This is a genomic window from Candidatus Thiodiazotropha endoloripes (assembly GCF_001708965.1).
Taxonomy (GTDB): domain Bacteria; phylum Pseudomonadota; class Gammaproteobacteria; order Chromatiales; family Chromatiaceae; genus Thiodiazotropha; species Thiodiazotropha endoloripes.
In genome coordinates, this window is record NZ_LVJW01000006.1 from 791,398 (window position 1) to 807,281 (window position 15,884).

The window sequence follows — 15,884 nt, forward strand, 5'->3', positions numbered from 1 at the left end:
GCCTCGATCGTGAACAGACTCACTCTAACTCTGCTACTGATCACAATCAGCCTCACCTGTTTTGCCCAAACAGCACAAGATCAGGCCGACTCGGAACGGCTGTTGGCGACTGAACATCTTGAACTGATTAAAAGTGAAGCACTGCAGGATGAGAGCCTGGAAAAAAACACTCAGCAGAAAGTTGTTGAGCTGATCGATCAGGCTGAAAAATGGTTACGCCAGACAAACAAACTTGAAGGGGAGATCTCACAACTCAGCCGAACCATTGAGGAAGCACCATCAGAGATCAAAAAGCTGCGCAGCAACATCGGTCCTTTTGAGACTGAGGATGAGAGCCTGCTGAGTTTTATCAAACAGTCCGAACTGGTTGAAATCGAGCAACGGATCAGTCAACAAAGCCTTAATCTGAATCAAGCCAGAGAACAACATAAAGAGCAGCTCGCAACCCTTTCCGGTCTGCTGGTGGGCAGTCAGCAGATCAATAGTGAAATATCGGAACACAGCGAGATACTGAGCAAGATCGATGCGGAGAGAGGGAACTATGATGAGGGTGAAAACAAACACCTGAACCAAGCCAGACAGCTGTTGCTGAACAGTCGCAAACAGCTCCACGAGACTCAAATCGAACTGCTCAAGCTGCGCCTCGGCAACCAGAACCTGTTGACCAATCTGGCTCAGGCAAAGCGAGATGCGACCACGACCCAGATCGGCAAACTGCAGACCTCACTGCAACAGCTCAACCAGGCGGCCAGTGAAATCAGGGCGGAACAGGCCAAACAGGCGAGGCAGCAGGCGGAACAGGTCAAACAACAGTTGAAAAGCTTGCCTGAGCCGATCAAAACGATCGCCCAGAAAAACGCTCAAAACCGTGCTGAACTGGAAGAGTTGGTCTATTGGGAAAAGCGGGTCTCACAAAAACTGCAGGCGACCCAGCACCAACTGGAGCAGATCAGCGACGATTTCGAACACACTAAACAGCGGGTCGATGTGGTGGGCGCCAGTCAGGCGATCGGAAAAATGCTCTCCCGTCGACGTCAGGCTCTGCCCTCCCTGCAGAGCTACAGTCGCTCATCGGCTGAACGCAAACAGGAGATCAACATCGCCACGGATCGTCAGATTGCCATCGAAGAGCAACTGCTGGTCCAAGGCAGCCTCACCGAGCATGTCGAACAGGTTACCCAACCGTTGACGGAAGGTCTGTCGGAAGATAAGGCGGATAAACTGCGCAAACAGGTCTTCAGCCTGTTGGGATCCCGCCAGGAGGCACTCAACGAGCTGCAGAAGATCTATGGTCGTTACATTACCCAGCTGACCTCACTCGACCAGGCCGAGCGGCAACTGCTTGAGGTTTCCGAGAGTTATGTAGACTACATTGATGATCAACTGATCTGGATCTCAAGCGGTGATCTGTTCGATTTTCTCGACTTCAATCAGCTCAAAACCGGAGTGGCCAGATTGCTATCCCCTCAGGAATGGCTTCAAACCGGCAGCGAAATCACCCAGGCGGCAAAACAGCGCCCCGGTCTGTCGATGTCCCTGCTGGCCCTGCTGATGGTGATCATCTGGAAGCAGCGCAATGTAACTCTGCAGCTACCCCTACTAGCTAAATCGACCCGCAAAATACGCACTGATTCGATTCGTCTGACCCTATGGGCCTTGCTACTCACGCTCGCCAAAATCGGTATTTTGCCAGGCATCATGATCAGTCTGGGAATCCTGCTCAAAACCCTGCCCACAGCCACCCCTTTCAGCCTGGTGGTCGCAACCTCGCTGGTCAACGTAGGTATCACCTTGACTGCGGCACTGCTGCTCTATCAGCTGTGTCTTCCTGAAGGCATAGGGATACGCCACCTGCGCTGGAACAGGCAGATCTGTACGGCCTTGGCCAAAGAGTTGCGTTGGCTGATACCGGTTGCCATTCCACTACGCTTCATTGTCACCCTCAGCGAAGGAGATTATCTCTCCGTCGATACACAAAATATCGGAAGGCTGGCCATCATTGCTCTGATGGTGACCACACTGTTTTTTATCCAGCGTCTGTTAAACAAGAAAGACTTACTGTTTCAGACCTGGCATAGAATCAGTCCCAATGCCATCCTGGTACAGCTCCAGTTCCTCTGGTTTCCCTTGCTGTTACTGATCGGTCTGGGCATAGCCATTGCCGGCAGCATTGGCTATCTGAACCTTTCCATACGCCTGTTGAAGCTGGTGGAACTGACCTTCTGGTTCTTTGTCGGCCTGTTTATTCTCAAAGAGCTGTTACTGCGCTATCTGTTTATCGCAGAACGAAGGCTGCGCTATGAGAGTGCTCTGCAAAGGCGTGAAGAGTTACGTCAACAAAGAGAGCAGGAGCAACAGCAACTTGAAGATGAAAGCACGGTAATTACCGCTGAGATTCCGGAAATCAACTTTGATACTTTGAGCGAACAGGCGAAACGTCTGGTTCGCTTCGGCTATCTGTTCGGTTCTGTGGTGGGAACCTGGCTGATCTGGTCCGACTTTCTACCTGCTCTGGATTTCCTCACCACCATCCAACTGCCGTTTACCGCCACCCAGGTTGTGGACGGTATTGTCACAGAGGGATCGCTGACTCTGAACGACATCTTCATCGGAATCATTATTCTGGTTTTCACTATCCTTGCGGCAAAGAATCTGCCCGGCATACTCGAAATCACACTCTTGCAGAGACTGCCTTTGGAGACCGGGGCCCGTTATGCCCTGACCACTCTGTTGCAATACCTGATTGCAGGAATCGGCATCATCACCGCATTCAGTACCATCGGCTTTCAGTGGTCGAGTATTCAATGGCTGGTCGCCGCACTGGGTGTTGGATTGGGGTTTGGTCTACAGGAGATCGTCGCCAACTTTATCAGCGGCATCATATTGTTGTTTGAAAGACCGATCCGGGTAGGTGATGTTGTAACCCTGGATGATACTACCGGGGTGGTCTCTAAAATTCGTATCCGCGCCACTACCATAACCAACTATGACAAGCAGGAGATGTTGATTCCAAATAAAGAGTTCATCACCGGACGGGTAATCAACTGGACCCTGAGTGACAAAATCAACCGGATCATCATCACCGTAGGCATCGCCTACGGCAGTGACGTAAAGCAGGCCATGAAGCTGATGATCGAAGCGGCTGATGAGAATGAAAACGTACTCACCGAGCCGAAACCGGTAGCCACATTCGAGGCCTTCGGCGATAGCGCACTCAATCTACTGCTGCGGGTCTATCTTGGTTCGATGGACAACCGTCTGGCCACCATCACTGCGCTGCATGAATCGATCAATCAAAAGTTCACACAGGCGGAAATCAGCATTCCATTTCCGCAACGGGACATCCATATCCACAATCCGACCGATAAGTAGCCGTTTAGTTTACTTAGGCTTGATTTTCAACTAGGGCCTGATAACACTAATCCAATAGGCCCGAACAGAATCCCACTGAATCCGTGGCCGGTTACCTTTGCTGAAGCAGCATGACCTTGTTGTCATTACCACACAACATCGCCTCGAACTCTTCAGCCGGCAAAGGTTTACTGAAAAAATATCCCTGCGCCATTTCACATCCCTGCTGATGCAGAAAATCGAGCTGTCTTTGTGATTCAACACCTTCAGCAACCACCCCGAGATTGAGTTGATGTGCCATCGCGATAATCGCAGAGGTAATCGTCACATCATCTGTATTCTCCGGGATATCGCGGATAAATGAACGATCGATTTTAAGGGAGTTGAGTGGAAATCGTTTCAAGTAACTCAAGGATGAGTAGCCGGTACCAAAATCATCCACCGAGATATTGATACCCATCATTTTGAACTCGTTCAGTGTGGCGATGGTTTCGTTTACATTCCGCATCAGGATACTTTCCGTGATCTCGAACTCGAGATACTTCGGTTCCAGACCGCTGCTGCGCAGAGAATTATCGACGATATGACTGAGATCCCGCTGAATGAACTGCATACTGCTCAGATTGATCGCCACTCTGATGTTTTGGTGTCCTGCATCCTGCCAGGCTTTGTTCTGACGACAAGCCTCATTCAGAACCCATTCACCAAGCTCAATGATCATACCCGTCTCTTCAGCGATGGGTATGAACTCATCGGGTGGAATCATACCCAAATCAGGCTGATGCCAGCGCAATAGCGCTTCAGCAGAGACCAGCTGACCGGTGCGCATATCGATCTGTGGCTGATAGTAGAGCTCCATCTCTTTCGAAACCAACGCCTTACGTAACTTACCCTCAAGCTTTAGTCGGGTAGCCGCCAGTGCATTCATCTGTTCGGTATAAAACTGGAAGTTGTTTTTACCCACTGCCTTGGCATGATACATGGCGGTATCGGCATTTTTCAGCAACTCCTCCACATCATGCCCATCCCGTGGAAAGATCGCGATACCGATACTCGGCGTGACATAGACATCATGACCTTTAAGATTGTAAGAGCTGGCAATCACACTCTGAACACGCTTGGCAACGATGGCGGCGTCTTCAGGCTCCTCGATCTCATCCAGCAACACGGTAAACTCATCACCTCCCAGACGAGCGATTTTCTTACCCTTGAACTCGCCGGTATGGGAGAAACTGATCGTATCGGAAATCCGCACCTGCTCAACCAGACGCTTGGTGATGTTCTGCAACAGCATATCGCCGATATCATGACCGAGAGTATCATTTATCCGTTTGAACTCATCCAGATCTAGATAGAGGACCGCCCCAATCCGGCCATGGCGTTTTGCTGTATTGATTGCCTTGCTTACCTGCTCCTTGAAGGCTTGTCGGTTGGGCAGATCGGTCAGTGAATCACAATAGGCCAGATAACGGATCTTCTCATCCCAGCGTTTGCGTTCCGTGATGTCCCGGGCAAAGATACTGAGCATCGGCTGATTACCGGCAGTAGAGCTGGATATCGCCAGTTCCAAAGGAAACTCCTGACCATCTTTTCTCTGACCAACGGTCTCAAGTCTGAGCCGGCTCGGGAGATTACTCTGATTCTCAAAAATCGGTTTCAGTTCATGCTCAATCTTCACAAAGGCCTCAGGGGGCAGTATGAGTTGAAACAGCCTCAATCCAATGACAAATCGTTCGTCATAGCCGAAAACCTCTCTGGCCTGCTGATTCCAGCTGACAATTCGACCAGTTCCATCCGCTGTGATCACCGCATCAAAGGCCGTATCGATGACATTGGTGAATCGGGCCCCCTGGACAGCAAGCTCCTCTTCTACCGCCTCTTCCTGCAGTTGCGCATATCGACGATGGCGATAAACCGCAATGATCAATCCCAACACCAACATGGTGATCAGCCACTCAATGAAGACTCTTGATCCATGAATGGCATTCAGACTGATAATCCGACTGATGGATAGGGTGAACTGCAAACCGTGCACTTCCAGTGGCTGGGTAAAGTTAACCAGGTGTTGACTCAGCCCCAGTTCCTCATCTTCAGCACCAAACTCCGTCAGCAGTTTGTTCAGGGAACCACCAAGATCCGGTGCACCGCGATAGAGTTTTAAGCTTAGATCCTTACCTGGCAACTCCAGGCTCGAGAAGAACTGTTCAAAATCGATTCGCAAAACAGCGAAACCGCTCAACATCTCCCATCGGTCACTGGCCGCTTCCGGTGGGTAACGCCCCAGATAAACCGGTTTCATAATCAGGTAGAGGGGTTTATTGATATAGCGATTCTGCAGTGTTTCGAGTGCAATTGTATCGCCGTCCCGAATCGCCTTTTCTATCATCAGGGTAAAAGACGATTCATTGGCAAGATCATAACCGAGAAGACTAGCAGTTCTCGGCTCCATGGGCTCGATAAAACTGACCGGCAGGTGAAAGCCCAGATACTGACTGCCGTCACTCTCCTGAGAAAGCTCATGCTGTTTCAATCCAAAACCGACAAAACCCTCCACCTTCATGCGACGTTCGAAGGCAGCCACATCCTGAGTGGCAACACGTTCTACATGCATCACGGAGTGAATGAATGGATAGGCGATCAACAACTCCTGGGAGAACAGGGTCTGCTCCGCACTGCTCAGCATATCACTGGCATGGTGCTGACCGACCAAGGCCGTCAGCACTGTCTCCAGATTGGCCACCCGATGGATCACCGCACGCTGAACCTGCCAGGCCTGATTGGCAAACTCCCCCTTGACGGCGGAAACCTCCCGGGTTACGGAATAGGTAATCGACAGCAGGGAACAAACAGCCACCAATACCCACACGACCAGTCTATGCTGGCCTATGAGTACTTTTTCCCTGACCGTGAATTGCATCATTATTGTATTTTCTTGGCCTTTCTAACCAGTGGATCGGGAAGCTTCAGACCACTTACCATAAGAATCGAGTGATTCACCCAGATCTCCCATTTTCTGTTCGAAACGATCGGTATATCGGTTGGAGCGACACCGTCTAAAATGGCAAGCGCTGCCTTGGCCGCCCACTCCCCGTGCTCTTCAGGAATTTTGGTGAATCCGAGTATGCTATAGGGCATCATCCAATTATGTGTCGTCAGGCTCAGACTGTGGGTGGTGCGTTTCAGTCGATCGACCACCTCGGTCTCATCCCAGTCGTTGATGCCTGAATTACTGCCGATGATCACAAAATCGTATTCCTGAGCCTCTTCGTACGCAGCCAGCCACTCGGCCATTGTTGAGGCCAGGCGGCGATCAAGCAACAGACCGATATCCTCGGCCATACTTTCGAAGCGTGCTGCATTCTTCTTCTCCGTCAGGGTATCAGCCCCCAGATAGACCGCACGTTCCGCACCGATGCGGATACTCCTGGCCTTGTTGAACAACACATCGATTGGCGCAACCTCCACCATTCCTGTGGTATTGCTGTAAGGAAACCCATAGGCATCCACATTCCAATTGATACCGCAAAAAACAAACGGAATCTCATGATCCTTGAAATAGGGCTGAATCACATATTTCGCTGCATTGTCATCCGCGGTAATCACCACATCGGGCTTCCAGGATAGAATCAGATCCCGGGCATCCTTGGCAGCCTGCTGCTTGTATGCCTCATCTTTATGGCGCTTGGTGTCCATATCGATCTGCTTCAGTTCACACTGGGTCCCAATACTCTTTCTCAACCCACGTTCAACCCCGTCCGACCAGGCATATCCCTGATGATAGGAGGATATATAGAGGCACTTACTGCTGGAGAAAGCACCAAACGGAAGAAAAAACAGTATAAAAATTAATGTTATTTGAGTTTGTAATTCTAATCTGACACGTACTGACGACATAAATCCTATCCCCCTGCCAAATCCAAAAGACGTCAGAAAAATATATCGGCGAATATTTGTAAACTTTACAAATCAGCACGAACTCTGTTTGCCCTGGAGTTAGCAAGCGACTTGCTTCCTATACCGCCACCACCCACGCAAGCGCCCCCTGAAAACACAATAAACTTATAATTATCAGTTAGCTACACATTTCACACTGATCTAAAAACGGCATGGATTTGGTCTTTTCACCCACTTACGGAATTGCCACACAGAGCCGAAACCAGCCCGCTGATTAACCATCCGGCAGAGAAGTCGATAATCGAAAGAGGATATTGGGTTCAAATAGAAGATAGTGAAGTCAGAGAGCACCACGCACTGCCACCGGTCACTCTGAATCGGTCTCAGGTGGTTAAGCCGAAACGAGCCCGCCTCTTAAATTCAAACGATTAAGGGCCTCAACAGCGCCCTGAACATTACCTTTCAAGGTGCCGGGTCAATAATCAGCTGCTCCAACGCCGGGCGCATGCGCTTTACCTCCCGCAACCCCTCGTTAATGCCCATTTCGGCTTCGTCAAACTCCATTAATCCGAGCTTTGACATGCGTGGCGCCAAAATCACATCAGGCGGGTCCCCAGCCATACGGCTGCGGGTAATTCGATCCTGCATGATGTTGATTGAACTAGCCACCACATCGTAGAGCCCAGGCGTTTCCCGCTCCGTTCCGAACAACCGCCCGACCAGGTCCCGCTTACTACTCTCCAGAGTACTTTTCAGTTGGGACTTGATCCGGTTCAGCAGGTCTCCCTCCTCCACAGTCTTAGTCTGCTGTTTGCCTTTGTGGGCATCGTGCTTTAGATGCTTACCCAAAATATCGCCATTCAGATTGACTGCGATCACAATATCCGCGCCCATCGCCCGACACAGGGAGACGGGAACCGGGTTGGCCAATCCTCCATCCACCAGCCAGCGTCCATCCAGGAAAACCGGGGTGAACAATCCGGGTAGACTGATGGATGCCCGAACTGCATCCATCACCGAACCGTTGCGAAACCAGACCTCACGTCCACTTTCAAGTTCAGTCGCCACAATCCCGAGCTGGCGGGGCAGCTGTTCAAAATCCACCGCATCGACAGACTCTGTTACAAATTCGGTCAGTTTCTCTCCCTGAATGAAACCACCACCATTCAGGCTGGGATCAAGAAACCGAATAATCTCTTTCCAGGTCAGAGAGCGTGTCCAGGCTTCCAGCAGATCAAGCTTGTCTGCGGCATAGGCTGCCCCCACCAACGCACCAATCGAACTGCCACAGACAATTTCAGGCTCAATCCCCAGCTCAGCCAATCCTTTGATAATACCGATATGGGACCAGCCGCGGGCCGCGCCACTGCCAAGAGCCAAACCGATCTTTACTTGTTTAACATCGCTTTCCATCATGTTGTCCTTCCCTCATACCCATTTACAACCGGACGCTGCAGATCACTTGACACTTCCATTCTGAAGATCCTGCAACAGATCCAGGGCATGCAGTATACGCCGTTTCAGATCCAACGGCTGGCGGGATATCAACTCAGCAGGCACCCCGATCTTGTCTGTCAGCCGTTCAAAACTCTCAAATCCATAGGAGACCATGAATGGATGCATTCCGGTACCGATGGCGGCAACATAGTCCCGCTTTTCATCACCACAGGCATAGGCCTTGGCCGGATTGATCTTAAAACTCTCCCTGAGCGTCTTGAAGGCATTGAGCTTTTGTTCCTTTTGCGGGAGATGCACAACAAAATCGAGGCCGCTGACATTCACCCCATTTCTTCGATAGAGCTGTTGCAGGGTCAACTCAGGTTCAAGCGTTATATTGCGGGTAACAACCCCCACCCGGATACCCGGATGATCGATGAGCTGGTTGAGCAGTTCGTCCATACCTTCATACAGACGGGCTGATTGCCGGTATACCTGGGTCAGGGTATCCAGGACGGCAATACGCTTTTCCGCATTGAGCTGCTTTCGAAGGTTCTTCGGCAGCTCTTTGATGCCGCCAAGATACTTGAAAATGTTCCGCCGTTTCTGGAAGCGGGCAATGTCGCCAATCGACATGTCGTGCGCCTCGAAAGTCTCTGTAATGGCATCGAAAGCATCAATTGTCGTACCGTCAGCATCCATGATGACAAGTCTTTCATTACAGTACATAGAGGCCCCTCATGGTTCTGACCGCCAGCTGCGTAGACAAGCGGAACAATCAACAAATCGGGAACCTGGAAACTCTGAGTCTGCCAACACAGATTCAATTGGCTATGCAGCATTGACAGTGCTGAACCTTCAGGATCGTGCTGACAGGCCCCGATAGAAACAGCATGGCGCCCATCAACCGATTGAAACGGATTTCTGTGACGAACATATGACAAAACAGAGTCAAATAGTCGATCTGAAGCGACGGATCAACCGAATCGATTGGATCAGATTGGCGGCTTAGTAGTGACGCTCTCTCAGCAGCCGCACCAGGCCATCGCCATAATCAACCACCACACCTTCACGTTCGATCTGCTTCAACCGATAGTCGGTACCTCTCAACTTATCGCCCTCCCCATAACGGCGCATGTTGATCAGCACAAAGCGACGTTCGGGCTGTTTATGGTAGACATGGATACTGATCTTCAGTTGTTGCAGCTCATCCCGCAACCCCTGAGGCAACTCCCAAACCAGCGGGATAGTCTCATCCACCACTTCCTCAGCTTCATCCGCAACAGCAGTTTGTGGAGAATCTATCGATTGAGGAACGGATTTGACCTGTGGGCTCACCGGCTCTGGAACTGCAACGGGGGGCTTTTTGAGCGGTTCCGGCTGCTGAGCCGGAGAGGGCTCCAGTTTCGCCAACGGAGGCGGTATCTGATTCTCCCTGGAGACTGGAGTCTGCTCAACTGTGATGGCGTTTGACTGATTATGTCGCAGCCGTTGCGGCGGCTCTGCCGGTCGACTCAGCTTCGCCTCGGACATCAGTGAGCGCTCACTCGGCAACCCACTGTTCAGCAACTGGGACTCAAGGCCTGGCTTTTGTGGTTTTACCGGTTTGGCAACCGGTAAGGAGACCACTTCCGGCACGACTCGATTGACGGATTCAGGTGCAGGCTGCGCCTCAGCCTGCGGTGGCTCGGTATCCACCATACTCGTCTGAGATTGGTAGAAAAGAAATCCAACTATCCCGCAGATCAGGAGAATCACCAGCACAACAATCCAGATCCGCCAACCACCCGAACCTGGGCTCTCCTCATAACCTTTTGGAATCAGCTCCTGCTCACTGGAGGATCTGTTTTGGGAAGCCCTTTCCAATGCATCGAGAATCGATGACATCTCAGCCCCCAGACTTCAACAGCGCGGGTCTGGTCCGGTCAGTGACCATACCCTTTAGCTGGATCAGAGTCTGCTTACCGACAATACCATCCGCCGACAAACCATTTTCCCGTTGAAATCGCATCACCCGCAGATGCAGCAGCTGATCAAACCTGGGGTTGGTCAGATCGTAAGCACTCTCGACACCCTCGATCTTGTCCAAGGTTGAGATCAACCAACCCACATCACTCCCGGATTGGCCCAGTTGCAGCCTGGTCTTGGCTAACGACGGCGGACGCCATAAGATGATGTAACTGCCTGTCCATAACCGATCCATTTCAGCGTAATCGAAAGAGAACTTTCGGCCATTCATATCCAGTGTCACCGACTGATCACCCATACCGGTCAGCACGACATGGTAGCGCTCTCCCTGCGCCATCATCAGCTCCAGAATGGCGGGCCGATTATAGTATTCCAGGGTTTTCCAGGAGCCCCGGCCAAACAGACAGCTCAGCCCGACCTCCTCGGCCTTGTCACAGGATGAGCGCTGCTTTCCCCCGGTGGGATAGACCACCTGCCAGTAGCTGAAAAGGGTGGAAAACGCACTGTTCTCATTTCCTATCAATCCACTCAGCTCACTCGATTTTGCATCGGTACGTGCGGAAGATTCCTGCTCCCTGATCTCATCCTGAGCAGTCATGGCGATCGAGGTGGAGGCCTGGTCAGCGGCTTTAAGCGCTTCAGGACTCAATACATCGGGCACCGCCATGCCTGAACGATCCGGCTCAGTTGCCACAGCCTGCTCGATAATCGCTCCAGCTGCAGGGAGAGCCGCAGGCTGTTTATTAAGCTCACTGGTCTGCTGGGTATCCTGGACCGGTTGGGACGCCTGCACCGGTTTGGGCTGCTGAGGCTGCTGGGTCTGTTGTATCTCTTGGGGTTGTTGAACTTGCTGTGACTGCTGCTCCTCAACCAGTTGCCCCTCATGATTGGGTTCCGCAAACAATTGAAACAGATCCACCTGAGGCAGCAGAGCGAGTACCAGCAAGGTTGCGCTGACCCCAGCCATCATCCAGCCCCATGAAGGGAAGCGGGAGGCCAATCCATCCTCGCCACGTAATTCGCGGGCTACCTGGGATAACATACTGCGACTGACCTGACCCTTGCGCTTACCGTACGCGGCCAACATTCCGCGACTGCAGAGGATATTGATCAGGCGGGGGATACCCCCACTCAGCTTATAGACCCGCCGAATCGCTCCTTCAGTAAACAGCGGTCGTTCCAAACCGGCCACTTTCAATCGATGCAGTATGTAGGCTCTGGTTTCACTACGTGAGAGGGGCGTCAGATGGTAGCGTGCCGTCACCCGTTGTGCCAACTGCCTTAACTCCGGGCGATTCAGCAGGCTTCTCAATTCAGGCTGGCCAACCAGGATGATCTGTAACAACTTTTCCGAAGAGGTCTCCAGATTGGTCAGCAACCTGATCTGTTCCAGGGATTCAAAGCTCAGATTCTGCGCCTCATCGATGATCACAACCGTACGTCGACCCTGGGAATGACTCTCCAGCAGATAGGCGTTCAGGAAGTCGACGATCTCCTTGATGCTGCTGCAACCCAGTGGATAGAGCACTCTCAGTTCGTCACAGATGGTGGCTACCAGCTCCAGAGGGCTCAAACGGGGATTGAAGACAAACGCCACATCCACAGCCCGTGGCAACTGGGCCAGCAGTTTTCTGCACAGCAGTGTCTTGCCGGTACCCACTTCACCGGTCAACTGTACGAATCCCCCCCCCTGCGTTACACCATACAGCAGATGAGCAAAGCCGTTACGGTGGCGTTCGCTCAGAAAGAGGTATTTCGGATCCGGGGTAATGGCGAATGGATCTTCAGCGATTCCAAAATAATCCTGGAACATAACAGTAGCTTAGAGCCTAATGTAATCGATTAACAATCAATGGATTCCCTGCATGGTACTTCGATAGATACACCTTACTACACAGCCGTGCATAGGACAGCCTATTTGTACCACCGGAACAGGCCCAATCGATCTGCCAGCGGGGAGTGGCCAAATCGGCCAATTTGAATAAATGCCACAGTGTTGACCAACCGCTACATCTATTTTTTCTATGCCCCATAAGCCTCTGCCATTCAAATCGTTTCAGACCCAATAATGTGAAATCGTACACACTTTCAGTCTATTTCGACCAAAATGTGCAATTTTTAACAGCAATCAATTAAAAAAAATCGGATTTTACTTGTCACAGAAGTAAACAAAAATCGCAATATGCCGATTATTCTATTGAGCCATGAAGGTTGCTACTCAACACGGATTTACCACCTCCAGACTCAACGACTTGAAGGGAAGCCTGGGCACTGAACTGTTGCATCAGGCAGAATTTGTTAACTTGTGTCGCATTTTCGTCAAATAACCTGAATTTTTAGTTGTAATTTATTGTTATTGTGCTAATTTTTTAGTTGTATGCACGCAACACTACAGAGATCGCCGATATGACTGGACTCTACAAATCAAAAATCTGCCAGGAGTGCCCCCACCTGGTAGTCAGCGGAACCGCATGTGATTGGCAGCCCCATGAATGCCCCATCCAGAAAGAGAAGATGCAGCGTCAGAAAAAGACCAAAGCCAAGGCCTTTTTATTGACCAATCTGTTGATTGCGGATGATTTCGACGCCGTTCGTAGCTGTAATTGAGGCAAAGGGCCATAAACCCAACACTCTACCCAGCTCATCGTCGCACCTCTACCGGGTCAGATAGGCTGGTGACATCTAATAAGAGATTGCGAGCTCAGGGGCGCCCCTGGGTTTCTGGAAACGGATAGAGCAGGCAGACCCCCACAAGGGTGAACGCATGCCTGCTATCCGTTAACACTCACCTCAGCCGGCTTTCGACTCATACCCCTCTCTCTTTTAGCTCCAATTCAGCAGACTCCCTGCAAAATAGCAACATCTGACTTCCGCTCAAGGGCTTGGAGTAGTGGTAGCCCTGAATCATATCGCACCCCTCCTGTTGCAATATTCTGAGTTGTTCGTGACTTTCAACACCTTCAGCCACCGTTTTGATATCAAGACTTCTGGCCAACCTGATTATTGAAACACAGACCTTCCTGTGCTTCTCATTCTGATGGATATCCTGGACAAACTCGCGGTCGATTTTAATTGCAGAAACAGGCATCCAGTTTAGATAGGCTAATGAAGAGTAACCGGTGCCAAAGTCGTCTATGGCCATATGAAACCCGTGATCGGCCAAACTTTTCAACAGCTTCATTGTACTATCAGCCTTTTCCATTAACATCGACTCCGTCACCTCCAACTCGATGTTGCATGCTGGCACCTCATAATCACTACAAATCTCCAACAGTGAAGAGAGAAAGTCATTTGAGCGTAATTGAGAAGCAGATATATTGACCGCCATCTTAATCTCTGGGTTGATCTGTAAAAGCTCTTTTGTTTTTGAAACGGCCTGCTGCAAAACCCATTTCCCGATACTATTGATCAAGCCGGACTTCTCTGCTACCGGTATAAACTCTGCTGGACTGACTTCACCCAATACGCGGGATTTCCAGCGCAACAGGCATTCGCAACCGACCACGCTCTCCTTGCTCAGCATCAATTGCGGCTGAAAAACCAACCTTAGTTCCTGTGCATCGATGGCATATCTCAGCTCATTATCGATTTTTATTTTTTTGATCGCTTTCATTTCCAACTTGCGATTAAAAAAACAGACTGAATTCCTTCCATCCTCCTTTGCTTTGTACATTGCCATATCTGCATGTCGCAGAAGGCTTTCATAAGAACCTCCATCGACTGGACTTACGGCAACACCAAAGGAAGCAGAGACAGTTACTTCAGTATCGAGAATCGTATACGGTTGATTCAACTGTGAAACCAAAGCATGCAATCTTGCTTCAATATCATTTGGGTCAATGTCTGGCATGAACAGTACAAACTCATCTCCACCCAAGCGACTTAATGTGTCCTTTTCCCTGATCAAACGTTTCATTCGGATAGCCACTTCCTGCAGCAACTTATCACCAACAGAGTGGCCCATTGTGTCGTTGACCTTTTTAAAGTGGTCCAGATCAAAATAGACCAGCGCTGAAGTTGCACCACTCCTCAGATCGGCTTGGACAGCCTTAGCAACCCGATCGGCAAGCAGATAGCGATTGGCCAGCCCAGTCAGCACATCGTAAAAGGCCAGATTCTCTATTTCGTCTTCTGTCTGTTTCTTTTGTGTTATATCGGTAAAGACAGCGATATAGTGGATATTATCTTTAATTTCATCGACAATTTTACTGATACTCAGCCACTCAGGATATATTTCACCAGATTTCCTACGATTCCAGATCTCACCTTCCCAGTGGTTGTTTTGGTTAATACTGTCCCACATTCGCTTATAGAAATGGTGATCGTGTCGATGTGAAGCAAGTAGCCTTGGATCATTACCCAGAACCTCTGACTCTGAATATCCGGTAATGCGTACAAAGGCATCGTTTACAGAAATGATCTTATTCTGATCATTTGTCATGACAATAGCATCTCGGCTCAGACGAAAGGCATTCAATGCCAATGTCAACTGCTCCTCCTGTACCCTTTGACGTGTTACGTCCGTAATCAACTCACCAGTCCCTGAAGGAACAGAGCTGTTTTTGCCTATAATTGGAAAACGCGATATGACATATCGAGAATCATGACTCCTGTTTATTGAGAGCTCCATCTCATCACTGGAAGATAAACCCGAGATCAGAACCTTGGCTGATTTAGCCTCCTCCTTGACCGCCATTTCATATGACATCCAGGACTCTCTGCGCCTACCAACAACTTCTTCATAATGTTTATTGTTTACTTTTAAAAAACCATCATTGGCAAAAGTACAAACCCCATCTCTATTGTAAGTAACAACCGAAGCATCAAGATTGTTCAAAATTGCCAGTAAGCTGTTTTTATTGACACCATCCTCCAAATCCAATTTATGGATCTGCACTGTAACAAGCACCAGGTCTGATGCCAGTATCGGATCAAAAGTTGCCGTCAAATGGAGATCAAGATGATGCACCACACCCAGTTCATCTTTATAACTCACATCCTCCACGCAGACTGGAGCATCTCTTTTCAGACCAACTAATGTTTTTTTAACTCGCGCCGTCTCATTAACACTAAAAAGTCTTAGAAAAAAATGACCCTCCATCATCTCAGGAGTTCTAAAGCCAAATAGAGCAGACGCTTTTTTGTTGGCCAACTTGATTACATTAAATTTATCGACAACAAGCGCCGGATCGGGTTGATTATCAAAGAGGCTTTTATATTGCATGACTCTACTT

Annotated in this window: 9 protein-coding genes; 2 read left to right on the forward strand and 7 right to left on the reverse strand. The window is 50.0% G+C overall.

Translation table 11 applies throughout. The features are described 5' to 3' along the window. The first annotated feature begins 9 nt into the window (after positions 1-9). Complete coding sequence (locus tag A3193_RS14250; protein ID WP_083218771.1) at positions 10-3,372, forward strand: mechanosensitive ion channel domain-containing protein; 3,363 nt, start codon at positions 10-12, stop codon at positions 3,370-3,372. A 91-nt stretch (positions 3,373-3,463) separates the two neighbouring features. On the opposite strand, the gene A3193_RS14255 is transcribed toward A3193_RS14250, so the two are convergent. The 6 genes from A3193_RS14255 to A3193_RS14280 all read right to left on the reverse strand — a co-directional run bounded on the left by A3193_RS14255 (position 3,464) and on the right by A3193_RS14280 (position 12,463). Then, positions 3,464-6,271 (reverse strand): bifunctional diguanylate cyclase/phosphodiesterase, encoded by a 2,808-nt coding sequence (locus tag A3193_RS14255; protein ID WP_069015117.1) that lies wholly within the window; start codon positions 6,269-6,271, stop codon positions 3,464-3,466. Then, positions 6,271-7,044, reverse strand: coding sequence for an ABC transporter substrate-binding protein (locus A3193_RS14260; RefSeq protein ID WP_139116891.1), 774 nt, complete (start codon positions 7,042-7,044; stop codon positions 6,271-6,273). The genes A3193_RS14255 and A3193_RS14260 overlap by 1 nt, the downstream gene beginning before the upstream one ends. Before the next feature lie 663 nt (positions 7,045-7,707). Beyond that, a complete protein-coding gene (gene rssA / locus A3193_RS14265; protein ID WP_069015118.1) occupies positions 7,708-8,658 on the reverse strand; it encodes a patatin-like phospholipase RssA in 951 nt (316 codons plus the stop codon). Between the two features lie 45 nt (positions 8,659-8,703). Next, entirely contained in the window at positions 8,704-9,411 is a 708-nt protein-coding gene (locus tag A3193_RS14270; protein WP_069015119.1) for an HAD family hydrolase, read from the reverse strand. Positions 9,412-9,690: 279 nt separating this feature from the next. Continuing rightward, complete coding sequence (locus A3193_RS14275) at positions 9,691-10,569, reverse strand: general secretion pathway protein GspB (RefSeq protein WP_069003595.1); 879 nt, start codon at positions 10,567-10,569, stop codon at positions 9,691-9,693. Position 10,570: 1 nt separating this feature from the next. Beyond that, entirely contained in the window at positions 10,571-12,463 is a 1,893-nt protein-coding gene (locus A3193_RS14280) for an ExeA family protein (protein WP_069015120.1), read from the reverse strand. 593 nt (positions 12,464-13,056) lie between these two features. Here A3193_RS14280 and A3193_RS14285 point away from each other — a divergent pair. Continuing rightward, positions 13,057-13,257 carry a hypothetical protein gene (locus tag A3193_RS14285; protein WP_068989438.1) on the forward strand — a complete coding sequence of 67 codons (201 nt, stop codon included), beginning with the start codon at positions 13,057-13,059 and terminating at the stop codon, positions 13,255-13,257. Positions 13,258-13,456: 199 nt separating this feature from the next. On the opposite strand, the gene A3193_RS14290 is transcribed toward A3193_RS14285, so the two are convergent. Beyond that, entirely contained in the window at positions 13,457-15,874 is a 2,418-nt protein-coding gene (locus tag A3193_RS14290) for a bifunctional diguanylate cyclase/phosphodiesterase (protein ID WP_069015121.1), read from the reverse strand. Positions 15,875-15,884: the final 10 nt, after the last annotated feature.